At 40.3% G+C, this 14,807-nt stretch carries 17 protein-coding genes and 1 pseudogene; 5 read left to right on the top strand and 13 right to left on the bottom strand.

Annotated features, from left to right (window positions below):
- Positions 1-192 precede the first annotated feature (192 nt).
- The 3 genes from H70357_RS17990 to H70357_RS17980 form a co-directional block, all read right to left on the bottom strand.
- Entirely contained in the window at positions 193-1,197 is a 1,005-nt protein-coding gene (locus tag H70357_RS17990) for a phosphotransferase enzyme family protein (RefSeq protein WP_038592312.1), read from the bottom strand.
- A 269-nt stretch (positions 1,198-1,466) separates the two neighbouring features.
- Positions 1,467-1,931, bottom strand: a complete 465-nt coding sequence (locus H70357_RS17985; RefSeq protein ID WP_038592309.1) for a DUF8821 family protein — start codon at positions 1,929-1,931, stop codon at positions 1,467-1,469.
- A gap of 23 nt (positions 1,932-1,954) precedes the next feature.
- Positions 1,955-2,434 (bottom strand): GyrI-like domain-containing protein, encoded by a 480-nt coding sequence (locus H70357_RS17980; RefSeq protein WP_038592306.1) that lies wholly within the window; start codon positions 2,432-2,434, stop codon positions 1,955-1,957.
- Between the two features lie 109 nt (positions 2,435-2,543).
- Here H70357_RS17980 and H70357_RS17975 point away from each other — a divergent pair, with 109 nt between their 5' ends.
- On the top strand, positions 2,544-3,506 hold the full coding sequence (locus tag H70357_RS17975; RefSeq protein ID WP_038592303.1) for a helix-turn-helix transcriptional regulator: 963 nt from the start codon (positions 2,544-2,546) through the stop codon (positions 3,504-3,506).
- A gap of 62 nt (positions 3,507-3,568) precedes the next feature.
- Here H70357_RS17975 and arsC read toward each other — a convergent pair whose 3' ends face one another.
- Both arsC and H70357_RS35910 read right to left on the bottom strand, forming a co-directional pair.
- The gene (gene arsC / locus H70357_RS17970) at positions 3,569-3,988 is read right to left on the bottom strand and encodes an arsenate reductase (thioredoxin) (protein ID WP_038592300.1); all 420 of its coding nucleotides are present in this window, start codon (positions 3,986-3,988) and stop codon (positions 3,569-3,571) included.
- A 33-nt stretch (positions 3,989-4,021) separates the two neighbouring features.
- A pseudogene (locus H70357_RS35910) lies at positions 4,022-4,123 on the bottom strand (ArsB/NhaD family transporter); the annotation flags it as partial.
- A gap of 297 nt (positions 4,124-4,420) precedes the next feature.
- On the opposite strand from H70357_RS35910, the gene H70357_RS17960 reads away from it, so the two are divergent.
- The 3 genes from H70357_RS17960 (at position 4,421) to H70357_RS17950 (ending at position 6,283) form a co-directional block, all read left to right on the top strand.
- Positions 4,421-4,870, top strand: coding sequence for a MarR family winged helix-turn-helix transcriptional regulator (locus H70357_RS17960; RefSeq protein WP_038592295.1), 450 nt, complete (start codon positions 4,421-4,423; stop codon positions 4,868-4,870).
- 86 nt (positions 4,871-4,956) lie between these two features.
- Positions 4,957-5,763 carry an arsenite methyltransferase gene (locus H70357_RS17955; RefSeq protein WP_038592293.1) on the top strand — a complete coding sequence of 269 codons (807 nt, stop codon included), beginning with the start codon at positions 4,957-4,959 and terminating at the stop codon, positions 5,761-5,763.
- 22 nt (positions 5,764-5,785) lie between these two features.
- Positions 5,786-6,283 (top strand): arsinothricin resistance N-acetyltransferase ArsN1 family A, encoded by a 498-nt coding sequence (locus H70357_RS17950; RefSeq protein WP_038592290.1) that lies wholly within the window; start codon positions 5,786-5,788, stop codon positions 6,281-6,283.
- 118 nt (positions 6,284-6,401) lie between these two features.
- On the opposite strand, the gene H70357_RS17945 is transcribed toward H70357_RS17950, so the two are convergent.
- The 7 genes from H70357_RS17945 to H70357_RS17915 all read right to left on the bottom strand — a co-directional run bounded on the left by H70357_RS17945 (position 6,402) and on the right by H70357_RS17915 (position 12,977).
- The gene (locus H70357_RS17945) at positions 6,402-6,833 is read right to left on the bottom strand and encodes a GNAT family N-acetyltransferase (protein ID WP_052092097.1); all 432 of its coding nucleotides are present in this window, start codon (positions 6,831-6,833) and stop codon (positions 6,402-6,404) included.
- Between the two features lie 92 nt (positions 6,834-6,925).
- Positions 6,926-7,924 carry an NADP-dependent oxidoreductase gene (locus tag H70357_RS17940; RefSeq protein WP_038592289.1) on the bottom strand — a complete coding sequence of 333 codons (999 nt, stop codon included), beginning with the start codon at positions 7,922-7,924 and terminating at the stop codon, positions 6,926-6,928.
- A gap of 115 nt (positions 7,925-8,039) precedes the next feature.
- A complete protein-coding gene (locus H70357_RS17935) occupies positions 8,040-8,792 on the bottom strand; it encodes an SDR family NAD(P)-dependent oxidoreductase (RefSeq protein ID WP_038592286.1) in 753 nt (250 codons plus the stop codon).
- A gap of 367 nt (positions 8,793-9,159) precedes the next feature.
- Positions 9,160-9,981, bottom strand: coding sequence for a DUF2785 domain-containing protein (locus H70357_RS17930; RefSeq protein ID WP_038592283.1), 822 nt, complete (start codon positions 9,979-9,981; stop codon positions 9,160-9,162).
- Between the two features lie 56 nt (positions 9,982-10,037).
- Positions 10,038-11,126 (bottom strand): DUF1648 domain-containing protein, encoded by a 1,089-nt coding sequence (locus tag H70357_RS17925; RefSeq protein ID WP_038592281.1) that lies wholly within the window; start codon positions 11,124-11,126, stop codon positions 10,038-10,040.
- Positions 11,127-11,767: 641 nt separating this feature from the next.
- Positions 11,768-12,355, bottom strand: a complete 588-nt coding sequence (locus H70357_RS36920; RefSeq protein WP_038592278.1) for a sugar O-acetyltransferase — start codon at positions 12,353-12,355, stop codon at positions 11,768-11,770.
- 79 nt (positions 12,356-12,434) lie between these two features.
- Positions 12,435-12,977, bottom strand: coding sequence for a TetR/AcrR family transcriptional regulator (locus H70357_RS17915; protein ID WP_038592275.1), 543 nt, complete (start codon positions 12,975-12,977; stop codon positions 12,435-12,437).
- Positions 12,978-13,137: 160 nt separating this feature from the next.
- Between H70357_RS17915 and H70357_RS17910 the strand changes: the two genes are divergently transcribed.
- The gene (locus tag H70357_RS17910) at positions 13,138-14,241 is read left to right on the top strand and encodes a saccharopine dehydrogenase family protein (protein WP_038592273.1); all 1,104 of its coding nucleotides are present in this window, start codon (positions 13,138-13,140) and stop codon (positions 14,239-14,241) included.
- Between the two features lie 164 nt (positions 14,242-14,405).
- Here the strand turns inward: H70357_RS17910 and H70357_RS17905 are convergent, their stop codons facing one another.
- Positions 14,406-14,756 (bottom strand): VOC family protein, encoded by a 351-nt coding sequence (locus H70357_RS17905; RefSeq protein WP_038599835.1) that lies wholly within the window; start codon positions 14,754-14,756, stop codon positions 14,406-14,408.
- Positions 14,757-14,807: the final 51 nt, after the last annotated feature.

Genomic DNA, 14,807 nt, shown 5'->3' with positions numbered 1-14,807 from the left:
AACCCCGCATCCAAATATGCACAAAGTGTATCAAATAATGGAATGATGTTCTTCGCAATAAAGCGCATTTTAGGCCTACATTCGACTTTTTTGCATTAATCTTGGTTCTGAACTATAGGTATTTGGGAAAAGAACTTATAACATAAAAACAAAAAAAGCCGTCAATATGGCGGCTTCTGATGCACAAAAAGACTAAATATCTCGCTCCTCATACTGAAAAGGTTCTTCACACGAATAAATCTCATGGAAAAATCCGAAATACGGGATATCGTCTTCCATGCATTTTATACGATACGACAGCTCCTCATCACACTCCGGCTCTTCGCCGTTGTTTCGCATTACCTCGAACGCATCTATAATATTCTCCAAGAAGTTTGCTTGAATAAACAAGGGCAATGTATCCAACATCGAATTTTCGATCTTGGTCTCAGATCTGTATCCTGCGAGGACTGTTTCAAAATAATCCTCCATAAACTTTTTACGTTTACCGGCGTCTGGTTCAAATTGTATCCAGCCCATTCCGTTTCCCCAGATACTGGCCAAGTCAAACATATACCAACAGTAACAAGAATTATCAAAATCATATACAGTTATTTGCCCGGTATCAAAATCTATCGAATAATTCCCATCGTTGTAATCAAAATGGTTCAACCCAAAAGACTCTTTGTTCCTGTCTACCCCTTCTAAGGTATTAAGGAGCTCTACCAACTTCTCCTTAAGCGGAGATAAGGAATCCGGTATCAGTTTATCGATATATTCGGCATTGTATTTGTCAAAAAAACTATACCGGCGATGGATAGGAGTATACTCTTTCGATATTTGATGCAGTTTCCCCAGGACTTTACCGCAATTATAATAATATTCGGTAATTGGAGCGCCTTCCCGGTACTGATAATTATTTTCTACAAGCATTTTCCCCTTGGCCTTTTTAAACAGGCTGATAAAAAAGATATGATGACTGTGGCTGATCTCTTCCAGCAGATTCCCCTTCCTGGAGCTGACTACATCCGAGACACTTCCTCCATGCTCGAATAAATACCTGATATACTCAAGTTCTCCCAGAAAATCTTCCCGGCTCCTGTCCGGTAAGAAAGCGATTCTGAGTATTTTTGCGTCGGCGCCCTCTTTCTCACAGGTGTATACGACATTCCGCCCTCCGTCATGTGCCTTAACCAGACCGGTTTCATAGCCTTCCAACCCGTATAACTCTGATATTAATGGTAGTAAATATGCATCAACGCTTTTAACAACCTCGTTATAAGTGATAATATCTCTCCTTTAGCTATAACGTATTTATAATAACTTTTGTCCAAACCCCTTCAATATATGTACAGTTTACCAGTTCCTGCCGATAAACAGGATGGTGAAAAACAATTATAATTGAAATATCCTTCTTCCGTAGTAGCCCGATAAAACAACTTTTTTTAAAATACAAAACCCGCGCGGGGCGCGGGTTATTAATTACTTTAATATTCTCCTTTAATTACAAAAAACGAACCCCGAATTGTTCCAGCTAGTTTAGACTTCTGCCTGGCAAACTTAAACTTTGCTTCTAACTCCTTTGGGACCTCCATCCCCTCAGAAAGCTTAAAACCAACTGCCCGTTTCTTAGGGTCATCCACCGTATACATGACATTGATCGCAAGACCATCCTCATAAAAGACATAGGCAAATTGGATATTTTCCACTTGAAAACGAGATGTTTCTAAAGGTTTGGCCGCAAACTCAATATCACGTTCTTCTTTCAATATCCGGTTCACATAAGCAAGGGTTTCCTGGCTTTCGCTGGCTGGGACAACCGTAAATTCATGCTTGTACTTATTCATAAAGTAACGGGCTTCATTCGCACGTAAACCGGCAAGCGTTTCTACTACAGGTGAAGATTCTAAACCAATCGTAGACACATTTTTAAAATCAACGATATAGGACATGCCTATGCCTCCTTCTATACTCTTTATTTCCTTATAACAGGAATCCACATTTCACCAAAAACTAATCCGTTTCGCTGCCCCATCTCAACCGTTGTATTTGGTCCGCCAACATAGGCTACATTCTTTGCTTCCGGCAAGGCTTGACCAAAGGCAAGGCCGGCAAGGTTATTATTCAGTTCATCAGCCGTCTTCGCTTCCCCTTTAACAACCAGGTACTCCCCCTTAGGAAATTGAATAACTCTGGCTTCTTCTGGTGCAGCGGCCTCGGTCATGACACCAGCATAATGCATCATCTTGCTATTCACCGCTTCGTTTACAGCAAAAATGTAGTCATTTATGGCAATGTCTTTTAAATAATCAAGCCTTCCATCTTGGCTGACGGCCTGCCAAAAATCAGACTTTTCCTTGTTTATGCCAGCATAGTCTGTGTAATCACTTGTAAGCTCCGTTCCTAAACCTATAACGGTAAAGCTGTCTTTTTCTTCTAAGGTATATTCTGCCATATTCAAAACCTGCCTTCTAGTTAAATTAATCAAATGATTTGTCTTCTTCACTTGATAAGTATATGATAGCCTTAAATCATGTCAAAAAATGATACTGTTTAGGAGTCCGATGAAAAAAGTTGAACGGATTAATATCATCATGCGGTATATCAACAATCGTGCCCACTTTACAATTTCAGAAATCATGCAGGAATTTAACATCTCCCGTTCGACAGCTATTAGAGACATCAGAGAAATTGAGGCCTTAGGGATGCCGCTTGTCGCTGAAGTTGGACGGGATGGGGGTTATTTTGTCATGCGAAACTCAGTACTTCCCGTCGTTCGCTTTACCAATAATGAGGTCAAAGCCCTTTTTATTGCCTTTATGGCCACTAGAAATCAACAACTTCCCTATCTAAAGAGTCGTCAGTCTTTATCTGAAAAATTACTGGGCCTCATCTCAGAAAACCAGCAAGAAGAGCTTTTTCTTCTAAATCAAAGCTTGCTTTTTGAAGGGACCAACCCCAACAATCCCGACCTGCTTGATCTTTCAGACCTCCCCCATCCCATGTTAGAAAAACTGATCCAAATCCTTCTTTCAGATAGTTATTTATTGATTACCATCAAAGAAGAGAAGGTAATAAAGTCTTATCCAATTTATCTCTTGCACCTTTATCGTGAAAAAAGCCTTTGGCTGATCGAAGGTTTTGACTTGAAAGAAGAAAAGAAGCAGATTTTTCCTGTCGACCATCTCACTAGTGTTATACCCTACCCGACGAAAAAAAGATTAAGTAAGAAAAAGATTTTAGAAAAGCTAAGTAAGCAGGAAGAAGTAATCAACCTGGTCCTTGAGCTTGGTCCAAATGCGATTGCCCAGTTCAAAAAATACCATCCTTTAAAGGTTTCAATCTCCTATACGAATCCTTACCAGACCACAGCCGTTCTAAAGACTTTTATCAATGTTAACAAGCCCGAAGAATTGACCGAAATAACAAATTGGCTACTTTTCCTCGGTGGGGATATAAAGGTTAGGGAAATGCCGGAAGAAGTCTTACAAGGTTTGCAAGAGAGATTATACTTATTCTGCCCATAATTAGTATCCAGTTATCCCCTTTTCTGTACACCCGCGCCTGGCGCGGGTTTTTAAAGGAATAATTATTTACCAGTTTCAGCAAATTGTTTGATGCGCTCGCCCACTTGGTCACGCACCCGCTGGAAGACAGCCCATTTTTCTTCATCTGTTCCTTGCGCTTTCGCTGGATCATCAAATCCCCAGTGCTCACGTTTCACTTTAGGAGGGGTAATTGGACATTTATCTGCGGCATCTCCACACAAAGTAATCACGAGATCGGAGTTGTTCAGCAGTTGCGGATCAATAATATCCGAGGTTTGACTTGAAATATCAATACCCACTTCGTTCATGGCTTGTACAGCCTTCGGATTTAAACCGTGAGCTTCAATACCAGCACTGTATACATTCCAGTCGTCACTCAGGTATTTTTTTGCCCAACCTTCGGCCATCTGGCTCCGGCAGGAATTTCCTGTACACAAAAAATAAATGGTTTTCTTATTCATGATTCATAATCTCCTTTAGTTTTAAAATAACGGAAGGCCCGCATTTAGCAGCCCATACACAACGACATACACCCCGATGGAAAAGAATACGATCGCCCAAAGTGCACCCTTTACCACTTCCATGGTCGGTACAGCATCAAGAACAAAGTTAAAGCCGAATCCCCCTGCAGCTAAGCGAGTATCGCTCCACCAGGCAGACCAACCAATGGACAAAATTAAATTAAGCAAATTAGATTGGATCTCGAACATCATTATATAATTATGAGCTTATATAATCAATAACCTAAATGTCACTCGCAGCAAACAGCAGTTGGCACCTTTTTCATATTAGATAGGACTGTTTGGAATTAGGAGTAAATAGTATACCCACGAATTCACACACTTGCATTTTACAAGTAATTACGATATAACTTAAGTCAAGAGGTGATAACAATGGAAACCCCACGAGAATTATTCCAAATCATGACCAGGCGTTTAGGATTACTGAATAAAGATTGCTGCAGCGTAGGCGGATGTAATCTCTCCGCAGCCCAAAGCCATTTGCTGTATGAAATTGATCGGAGCCATAGTCCTTCCATGCAACAGGTTGCTGAAACACTCGGGACCGATATTACAACCTTTAGCAGACAAGTCCAATCTTTGGTGAAAATGAAACTGGTTACAAAAATGGCTGACAAGGCAGATCGAAGAGTCTATACCCTGGTGCTTACTCCCGAAGGGAAAATGGTGGCAACAACGATTGATCATCAAATGAACGCCTACCTGGATGAAGCTTTTTCGAATATGAGTGAGTTTGAAGTAGAAACTTTACTGCGTTCGATTAAGCTGTTCAACGAAGCTATGGGGAAATCCAGCAATTGCTGTGCACCAGTAAAAGGGTGATTTCTCTTGACTTATACTTGCAATTTGCAAGTTAATTCAACATATAACGTGAAAACTAATCCATACCTTTAAAGGAGTGTTCAATCATGACCCAAATGACAAACGACCAGATCCGCCAGAATGTACGGGGCCGCTACCAAAAAATCGCCGTAAAAAAGGTCGAAGCTGCCTCTTCCTGCTGTACCCCAGCCGAAAGCTGTTGTGACTCCCCTTCTGATTTTGATGCCATATCCGCTAAAATGGGCTACTTCAGTGAAGAACTGGCTGCAGCTCCCGAAGGTGCCAATTTAGGCCTTGGATGCGGCAATCCTCAAGCTATTGCTGAACTGCAGGCTGGTGAACATGTTCTGGACCTCGGGAGCGGTGGCGGATTCGATTGTTTCCTGGCCTCCCGGCAGGTAGGTGACCAAGGCCATGTAATCGGTGTGGATATGACACCTGCGATGATCAGCCGCGCAAGGGAGAACTCTATTAAAGGAGAATTTATGAACACTGAGTTTCGTTTGGGTGAGATTGAGCATCTTCCCGTCTCCGACAATTCGGTAAATGTGATTATCTCCAATTGCGTTATTAATCTTTCACCAGATAAACAACAGGTGTTCCGTGAAGCCTACCGGGTCCTTCAGCCGGGTGGTCGTCTGGCCATCGCGGACATCGTAACTACGGCGGAGCTTCCACCTGAAATTAAAAATGATCTTGAAGAACTCTACTCCGGTTGCATCTCCGGTGCTTCTTCCATTTCAGATGTTGAAGCAATGCTTCGCGAAAGCGGCTTTGCTGATATCCGGATTGAGCCTAAAGACGAGTCCAGAACATTCATTAAAGACTGGGTTCCCGGTGCCAATGTTGATCAATACATTGTTTCAGCCGTTATTAAAGCAGTAAAATCTTAAACTGATTTGGAGGTTATGGGATATGAGGAGCATTACTGTTCGGAGAGCAACGTATGCAGATATAGTGGATATTCTTCACATTTTTAATCAAGGCATTGAAGATCGAATTGCTACTCTTGAAGAAGAAACGAAAGATCGTCCCTTCATAAACAACTGGTTTGATGAACATCAAGGAAGATTTGCGATTCTGGTCGCTGAAAATGGACAGGGCATCATTGGCTGGTCATCTTTAAATCGTTATTCCCTTCGCTGTGCGTATCGTGGCGTGGCCGATTTGTCCATCTATATTCATAGGGAATATCGAGGCCAAGGCATCGGATCCATACTTTTGGAAGCTTTAGAAGAAGAAGCCCGAAAAAATGAGTTTTACAAAATCGTCTTGTTTACCTTCCCTTTCAATAAAAATGGGCAAGGGTTGTATCGAAAAATGAAATATCGTGAAGTCGGTGTATTTGAGAACCAAGGGATTTTAGATGGAAAGCCGACTGATGTGATGATTATGGAGAAGCTGCTTGTTTGACTTGATACGAGAATGAGTCCAAATTCTGGATGAATTCAAATTCATGGTACTAGACATTGATCTATCCGCCAATGAGACCAAGTTCTTGTCCTGCGCAAAGGACAAGAACTTGTATCCTTTATGACTCCTTCCATTCCATTAGGTATTCCTCCTGATTGGTGTTTGCATCTAAAAGAGTTTCTTTAATAGTAAAGCCGTTCTTCTCATAGAAGCGTGTTGCTGAAGTATTTTCTTTATATACTTTTAATGTAATTTTTGATTTTTGAATTTTCATGAAATTAATTAGTTCTTTTCCATAACCATTTTTTTGATAAGACGTATCAATAAAAAGTGCCGCTAAATAGTCCTCAACCATAGAAACGAACCCAACAATTTCTGATTGATTGTAAATTACATAGGTGTCCGACATTGGAATGTATTTATCTCTCATCTCCGTTTTTTGAGAAAGCCAATATTCTTGATCGATAAAATCATGTGCTTGAATTGAGCCTCTATACCAAATATCAGTTAAAGTATCAATATCACTTTGCTTATGTAACTCTATTCTCATATTTATTTCCCCTTTTCTTTGCTTCTGGGCGTTGGATATAATTTGTTTTTAACTCAGTATACGCGAGCAACGTCGTTTAAGTTGCTTGTTGTTTAGAAGGTCACAATCACTTTGCCCTGGGAATGGCCCGTCGACACTTTAAGTAACGCCTTGTTAATGTCACCAAACGTATAAGTTGAATCTATAGAGGGCTTGATATTTTCTTTTTCAACAAGTTTGGTGATTTCTTGTAATTGGCTTCCGTTGTCTTGCACAAATAAAAAACGATATTCATTTTGTTTCTTACGCGCTAAAGAATCTAAACGAGCACCCACTAGACCAAACAATGCTTTTTTCCACATTGGAAAATGATTGTCAACTGCAAAGCGATAATTAGGTCCTGCTTTCAATGATACCAGTTTCCCTTGTGGTTTTAAAATGCCCAGTTCAGCTTTGATCTCTTTGGTACCTAAGGTGTCGATCACATAATCGATATCTGATAGTATGTTAGCATAATTCTCTGCCTTGTAATTTATAAATTGATCAGCCCCGATCGACAGTGTACGTGATTTGCCTCTTTCACTGCCACTTGTAATAACATATAATCCCATTGATTTGGCAATGGGGATTGCCATAGCTCCAAATCCTCCGGTTCCTCCAGGAATGAATAGCTTTTTATTCGGCTGGGCAAGGAGTACATCATGCAATGCTTGATAAGCAGTCAAGGCAGTAAGGGGTACCGCAGCAGCTTCAATAAAAGATAGATTTTCAGGCATGATGGATAAAGCATCTTCATTCACGGCTGTATATTCAGCAAAAGCACCGATTTTATTAAGCGGCAACCTCGTATAAACAGGGTCACCAACCTTAAAATTCAAAACATCATCACCAACGGCTTCAATCATTCCAGATAGTTCATTCCCTAAAGTTAATGGTAACTTATAGTCGGCAATCATCCGAACACTTCCATTTAGATTAAGGATGTCCAGTGGATTTACACCTGCAGCTTTTACTTTGACAAGTACCTCATGGCTATTGATCTGTGGCATATTAACATCATTTATTTCCACTTGTATTATTTTTGAATATTTCTGTATTTGTGCTGCTCTCATATTCATCATCTTCCTTTGCTAATTTGGGGATAGCATCGAACAGCTTTAGACTAAAAACATGGCGCACAATCTTCAGTTGTACGCCATGTTTCACCTTTATTCGGTTCACTGAACTTTAAAATTCTGAAATTATTGGATAGATTCGGCCCCTCAGATTGAAATCATAGTTCTGATCTACAATCCCTACCCCTTCGTTGTTATCATAAAGATCCAACATGAAGCCCGCCATTTGTTTGGCAGTGTGGTACTTAGGCATGTTTGATTTGTAATCAAATTCTTCAGCATCTAATGATTTCTTCACGAATTCTGTTTCCGTTATTGCTGGTGCTAAAACTTTTGCTTTTAGTTTTGCGCCTTTCATTTCTAGTTCCTTTGCAAGCCCTTCTGTGAAGGCACTAACGTAATATTTAGATGCAGAATAAGCAACACTCCCAACAGCAATGGCATATCCGAGTGCGGATGAGACGTTAATTAACTGAGTTCCTTCTACATCAGCATAATCTCGCACATATAGTGTAGAAAGGATCGTCAAGGATTCGATGTTAACACGTAGCATAGTTTCAACTTTATCTAAATTCTGCTCTACTACAAAAGAAGCTTCACCGAGCCCCGCATTGTTAATCCAGGTCTCAATTTGATATTCCTTTAGATTGCTATACAGTGTGTAGGCCTGATCCGTAACAGACAGGTCACTAGTACGAACAATAACATTTACAGTAGGATCAATATCCTGAATTGCTGATTTGAGTTCTTCTAATTTGTCCAATCTTCTAGCTACCAAAATTAAGTTTTTGCCACGTGCAGCAAACGCCAATGCCGTCTCATATCCAATCCCTGAACTTGCTCCTGTAATAACTGTATACTTCATAATATTCTCTCCTCCATAACATGCAGATTAGTGTAAATGAGTTTTAAGTACAATTTAGAACGATCGTTCTTATTTAGGTAAAAAAAAGTATGTCTAGACGGCCATATTCATTTTCAATGAAACGTGGCTTTTTATCTGTGTATTCCTCCCATGCCAACAATATAACATATTTAGAACGATCGGTAAAGAATGATTTTATGGCCTAAATTAAGAATGGCTGCCACCAGTGTTGATTTTCGGCAAAAAGAAAGCCGCCTAATGGAAGGGCGGATAATTGGAATAGCGATTAGAACTACCTGTCAATATATTCAGCAAGAATTCGCTGAACATCGAAGTTTGGTGTTCGTATCTGTTACTTTTTTCTTAGTTAGGGATAGTACACTTTTTCTACTTTATATAAAGTATGCTCGATAATTGAGCAGAGTTCGGCATCCACTTTGTAAAATTTAACTCGAAAGTATAAACTTTTCAAAAAGTTCTTTATATTATTTTTTTGCTTAAAGGCAGGTAGAAATTCTGAATTTTTTTCCACATCACCAAAACTTTGAATCCATTGCTCTACATAAGTCTGACTAAGTATTTTTCTATTTAAAACACTAATTATGGAATTTACCATTCTCTCATCTTCCCCATCGGAGTAAATCCGATCTGTTATGGTCAACTTTTTGTAAACCAAATCGAGGATGGTTAAGAGGTCATTTTTATCTAGTTCGGAACATTGAGCCAAGTCGTCTAAAGCATCTGCTGCGTGGGCTATAGCATGAGCCCAGCCTTTTTCTTCGTCATACCCACGGTAATCACGCTCTTCTTGTACATGTAAAAACACTTTCTCTTTGATCTGATGAATTTGCTCTCTTGAGAGAAATGGTGATTCTCTATGCCTCATCAAGAGGAGCGGTATGACTAGCATTGAGAAAGATCGAGTGAAGACAGAGTCTGTATTTGTTTCACCAAGCTTAAAAAGTAAATGGTTGTTATCCAAAACAACTGGCACAAGTTGTTCTAGTTCGTTTGCAGTTAGAAAATTACCGGGAATCCAATGTGATAAGATTGTATAAATTAGCTCATCACGTAGCTCAGCATCCAAAGAACCGATGTTATTCATCATTTCTTGTATCAACTGGAATATATCGGGAGGTGCTTGGTAGCCATTTTCTTTTATTAATATCAACTTTTCTTTTAAATTCATGTTATACGCTCCTACTATTATAGAATACTCCGGTGAGTATTAACCTCCAAGCCTTGTTACCACACCACAACTAACAGTACAATAATTCCGAGCCAAATCAGCCAGCTTACTGGGTGACCGAAATTTAATCCCCAGCCGACTCCGAACCTTTTCTCGACGATTAGGTTTGGATCCTTACGATTGAAATAAATCATACCTAACAGCCATTTATCATCATCATGAACAGGTCTGACATTGGAGTAATCGGCAGATCGCTCCAAGCGGCTTCCGCCCTGACCAGCCCAGAACGATAAGGCGAAGCCGTATAGCATGATAAAGGCTATTATGATTAGGATAATGGGGATAGCGAAATTGATGTTAAGCAGAGATATCATGTTTAGTTGCACGACGGAAAACAGGATAACTAATAAGAAGCTTGCTGTAATCATAAAACATGACCAAGTACGGCGGAAAGTTACGTCTTGTCTAATGGAACGGTTCGGATCAGTGGGTTGAACCTGCTGCTTCACTCTGCGAATACTCCAATTCTCAAATATGAACAAAAGTGTTATGAACACTTGTATTATCGTAGGAATAAGCACAAGACTATAAGATTTAGCTGCATAGCGGTCTATGTTCCAACTACTGTTGAAATGGATCGGAATCTGATCAGGAATCAGATCGTAGTTGCGTAGCACAGTTACAATACTAACAACAATAATTAAAACATGAATGAGGAACCAATTACTAGACAAGCCAATGTTTCTTTTCCGAAATCCAGTGTCCACTGCCATGATCGATGGTTCCGGAGCAATAGGCAGCATAGGTAGTAAACTTTTCATTTTGAAATGATAGCTAATGTTTATGACTAGGGAGATTACGACCATGGCGAGTGAATAAGTGACAATGATCCAACTTTGTTGCTTGGAATGTTCATCACCGTATATTAGGCAGATGATACAAACAATGAATAGGATGGTATGCAAGGTAGCACTAATCCTAGCATATGACTTCCGCATCTGGCGCAGAGGCTCACTGTGGAATTGTACAGCGCTGACGGTGACCCCAAAACTAATCGTCTCTCTTGTTAAATAAGGCATGCTTACCATGAGTACAATGGTAGGTACAAATACAAAGATCATTACTATAACAGGCATTATCGTCATATCATTCGCCTCCTCTTATACATAAGTGTGTATTCGAAAACTCTATAACCCTTATAGCATAGGCGATTCATCACTATGCCTTTTTGCGTATGATTATCCTATTAACTTAGGATAGGTAATCGACTTGAACATAAATTTAATTATAATCGATTTTAGTGACTATAAGGGTGAAATTAACTATTTATCCAGATTTATTTGCTACGCAGAGCTACTCATCTGACAACTGAATTATGGCAAGTACATCTGTTTGAAATTCTGTGTAGGTAAAGGACAGGTTTTCGTTATCCCAATTTTGCTGCTGAGAATACGAACTAAAGCTTCAAGCTGTTGTTTGAAGTTATCCTGAATGGACCTATTGCTGTCAAAATCAAACTCTGATTCTACCTGCTTGTGAAGCAATGGCCTCGATCGTTAAAGATGAATAACTGTTCGTTTCCAGCATCTCAATTGTTGCATTTATTTTGAGGATTGATTTTTCTGGAATGAAGGATGAATGGATAACGTCAGGCTTCGTGGCAATAGGACAAGAACAGGTTTTTTTAGCCGATCCCCTCTATTTCGGACAAAAAAAATCAACCCATTTACATGAGTTGATCAATAACCTTGTCTTCAAGATCGTCTGGAAAAACCATTCAATATACTTATCTTCTCCAAGGACGATCAGAAAATTTAATCGGTCTAATAACCTTGCACGGATTTCCTGCAGCAATGACATTAGGAGGAATATCTTTGGTCACTACGCTTCCAGCACCAACAATGCTGTTTTCGCCTATAGTCACACCTTGAGTAACTTTAACGTCTCCCCCCAGCCATACCCGATCCCCTATTGTAATTGGTTTCGAATAGACTCCTTTATCCGCCCGTTCAAAGGGATCTTCCGCATGATTTGCTGCATATAACCCCACACGTGGCCCAATAAAGACATCATTTCCGATTTTCACTTCGTTACAATCAAGAATAATCATGTCGTGATTAATATACACATCGTGCCCCATAGAGATATTGAATCCAAACTCACAACGGAAGTTAGATTCAATATATACATTCTCACCCACGTCTGAAAACAATTCTTTCAATATAGACATATCGTAGCCTTCATTTGTATTTACTTTTTGATTATATTCCCGGCACATGGTTAAAGCGAGTGACCTAACTGCTGCTACATCATCACCTGCGTCATCATACATCTCCCCAGAATTTATAATCTGTTTGATTTTTTCGATGTCCATAACCTACTCCCTTTCGAGTTGTTTTTTGTGAATTCTGCATCCGGTATCCCGATCTCACTATTTTTATGCTTCCCAACTGTTAAATATCCATCTTCATTAATACCTCATAAAGACACTTGGATATCAACTGACGCGGCTTGTTCATACCTTCACTGATCCACACCTCCAATACACCTACTACCCCAGCGACAAGGAAAATAGCCTCCGTCTGTTTGTATTCATCAAACGGGCGCCTGTCCTCCAGGATCAACTTTTTCACAAAAAACTGTTTGATCTTCTGAAATGTCGCTGCTTCTTGTTCCCTGCGTGCCAGCAGAATAAACAGCTCACGGTTAGACTCCATGTATTCCGTCAGCGTTTCCGTAAGCTTAATTAAATTCTCCATCGTATCGCAGGGAAGAGAAGCATCATATAGTTCTTCGAGCTCACGCAATATTTCATTTTCTAATTGATCCGATAAATCGCGGATATCCTTATAATGTAAGTAGAATGTGCCTCTCCCCAGATCAGCTTCCCTCGATATTTCTGCCACTGTAATCTGATTTAAGGGTTTATGTTCTAACAGCTGTAAAAAAGCTGAACGAATAGCCCGCTTCGTTTTGCTTGTCCTTCTATCCTTCATTCAATATCTCCTCAACAATTTTTTATAATATGTTCATATTTGAACACTTCCTGCGATATTGAAGATTGAAATGTTCAAACTCCATCTTTACAATAAACACATGTTCAAATAAATACAAGTGTTTATTGTTTTTTTAGCAAAAATGAATGAGGTGCATCAAATGACAGATGTTCAGGAAAACAAATCAAGTAAGCATATTTTCAAGAAAAGTAATATATCTATTCTTATCGCTGGTGGATACGGCACGGTAGGAACAGTGTTAAGCGAGTTGATTTCGATTCATTATCCCGAGATACATGTCATTATTGGGGGACGACGCCTTCATAAAGCACAGTCAGCAGCACGTTTTCTACCCAAAGCTGATGGAGTACGGATCGACATACTTGATGCCGATCCGCTGGCAGGTATGAAATATATACCCGATGCCATTATCGTCTCGGTCAATGATCAGGAAGATCGATTGCTGCGAGCAGCCGTGAAACGGGGGATTCCACTCATTGATATCACCCGCTGGATCGAACGAATTGATGATGCACACGCTGTGGTAGCCGAAGAAAAAGGCCATTCTCCCGTTGTACTTGCCTCTGGCTGGATGGCAAGTGCCGCAACGATTGCCGCTTCATCCCTACTGATGGGTAAGGAGCCGGCGGAAAACATCGATATCGATATTCTCCTTTCTTTAAAAGACAAAAGCGGCCTAGATTCTTTCGCTCATTTCGTTGACGCTCATTTGCCTTTTGAAATATGGGAGAAAAGCAATGCACGCACCGTTCTCGGCTTCTCTGATCCCAAGACTGTCACCTTCAGCAGAGAACAAGTCTTCCAGTGCCGACGCATAAGCAGTCCTGAGAGTATGACCTTGGTTAGTAATGGACTTGCCAAAGGGGTGTCCATACGTCTGGCCTTCGACAGCCGTTTTACAAACCGTGCATTCGCTGCATTGGTGAACTGTGGTATTTGGGCGCGCCTGTCCCTAAAGAGACGTACGTCCATACTTCATAGCAGCTTCAATACTTCAACCGCACCGCAGGAATTTATTCTCTCTATAAAAACTAATTCAAAGATACATAGAATCCGTGTTACTGACCCGCTAGGTCAAGCACATCTTACGGCAGCCAGTACATTGACTCAACTTGAGCGGATTTTCGAGTTAAATGGAAGAATCTCACCTAAACGGGGAGTCAGCTTCCCAGAAGAAGCAACTGACACCGCTTTAGATATTGCCACCATGACACTAATGGGTGTTCAATTCACAGAAATTTAAGTGTCCGTTAAATGGCCCGGCACAAAAACCGCGTAGTTCCCAAGGAAGAGCTGTTCGCCAAGGTGTGTGGCGACTCGTTCACTGGGGACTGAGCCCAATAATAGAAACAGCGGCAGTCTTGGACGAGAATATAAAGTTTTAGACTGCCGCTACTTTAACGACTTTCAATCGAACGATTCAGCGATTTCATGCACGTTACCAAACGGATCGACGAAAGCAGCATATCGCCCTTGTGTAGGTTTATCATGCAAAAATTGAATACCCTTATCCTTCATTTCCTTATAAGTTTGCTCAATGGATACGACCTCAAACACCAAAACTGTTCTAGCCTCGTTCGAATAATCTCCAATTTCTTTGGTCTTTTCACACTTGAAAGCTATAAGCTGACAGCCGTCAAGGGCAAATACAAGCTTATTTTCTTGCTCTAACAGTGTTTGCAAACCCAGTAATTCAGAATAAAACCATCTCGCCTTTGTCATGTCATTGACGAAAATCATTATATGTCCTAGTTTCATTAGGCTATGCTGCCCCTTCACTTTTGGAGGATACCATTTTTTATGGTTCAT

Source organism: Paenibacillus sp. FSL H7-0357, from assembly GCF_000758525.1.
GTDB lineage: Bacteria > Bacillota > Bacilli > Paenibacillales > Paenibacillaceae > Paenibacillus_AQ.
Note: the sequence above shows the minus strand (reverse complement) of the source record. Positions and strands in the feature narration are given on the sequence as shown.

What these genes read in the sequence shown, in the direction of transcription:
- H70357_RS17940 (WP_038592289.1), bottom strand. Translation starts at nt 7,924, where the DNA reads ATGAGAGCAGCACAAATACAGAAATATTCAAAAATAATACAAGTGGAA.
- H70357_RS17945 (WP_052092097.1), bottom strand. Translation starts at nt 6,833, where the DNA reads ATGAGAATAGAGTTACATAAGCAAAGTGATATTGATACTTTAACTGAT.
- arsC (WP_038592300.1), bottom strand. Translation starts at nt 3,988, where the DNA reads ATGAATAAGAAAACCATTTATTTTTTGTGTACAGGAAATTCCTGCCGG.
- H70357_RS17955 (WP_038592293.1), top strand. Translation starts at nt 4,957, where the DNA reads ATGACCCAAATGACAAACGACCAGATCCGCCAGAATGTACGGGGCCGC.
- H70357_RS17930 (WP_038592283.1), bottom strand. Translation starts at nt 9,981, where the DNA reads ATGAATTTAAAAGAAAAGTTGATATTAATAAAAGAAAATGGCTACCAA.
- H70357_RS17980 (WP_038592306.1), bottom strand. Translation starts at nt 2,434, where the DNA reads ATGGCAGAATATACCTTAGAAGAAAAAGACAGCTTTACCGTTATAGGT.
- H70357_RS17925 (WP_038592281.1), bottom strand. Translation starts at nt 11,126, where the DNA reads ATGACGATAATGCCTGTTATAGTAATGATCTTTGTATTTGTACCTACC.
- H70357_RS17910 (WP_038592273.1), top strand. Translation starts at nt 13,138, where the DNA reads ATGACAGATGTTCAGGAAAACAAATCAAGTAAGCATATTTTCAAGAAA.
- H70357_RS36920 (WP_038592278.1), bottom strand. Translation starts at nt 12,355, where the DNA reads ATGGACATCGAAAAAATCAAACAGATTATAAATTCTGGGGAGATGTAT.
- H70357_RS17935 (WP_038592286.1), bottom strand. Translation starts at nt 8,792, where the DNA reads ATGAAGTATACAGTTATTACAGGAGCAAGTTCAGGGATTGGATATGAG.
- H70357_RS17975 (WP_038592303.1), top strand. Translation starts at nt 2,544, where the DNA reads ATGAAAAAAGTTGAACGGATTAATATCATCATGCGGTATATCAACAAT.
- H70357_RS17985 (WP_038592309.1), bottom strand. Translation starts at nt 1,931, where the DNA reads ATGTCCTATATCGTTGATTTTAAAAATGTGTCTACGATTGGTTTAGAA.
- H70357_RS17960 (WP_038592295.1), top strand. Translation starts at nt 4,421, where the DNA reads ATGGAAACCCCACGAGAATTATTCCAAATCATGACCAGGCGTTTAGGA.
- H70357_RS17915 (WP_038592275.1), bottom strand. Translation starts at nt 12,977, where the DNA reads ATGAAGGATAGAAGGACAAGCAAAACGAAGCGGGCTATTCGTTCAGCT.
- H70357_RS17950 (WP_038592290.1), top strand. Translation starts at nt 5,786, where the DNA reads ATGAGGAGCATTACTGTTCGGAGAGCAACGTATGCAGATATAGTGGAT.
- H70357_RS17905 (WP_038599835.1), bottom strand. Translation starts at nt 14,756, where the DNA reads ATGAAACTAGGACATATAATGATTTTCGTCAATGACATGACAAAGGCG.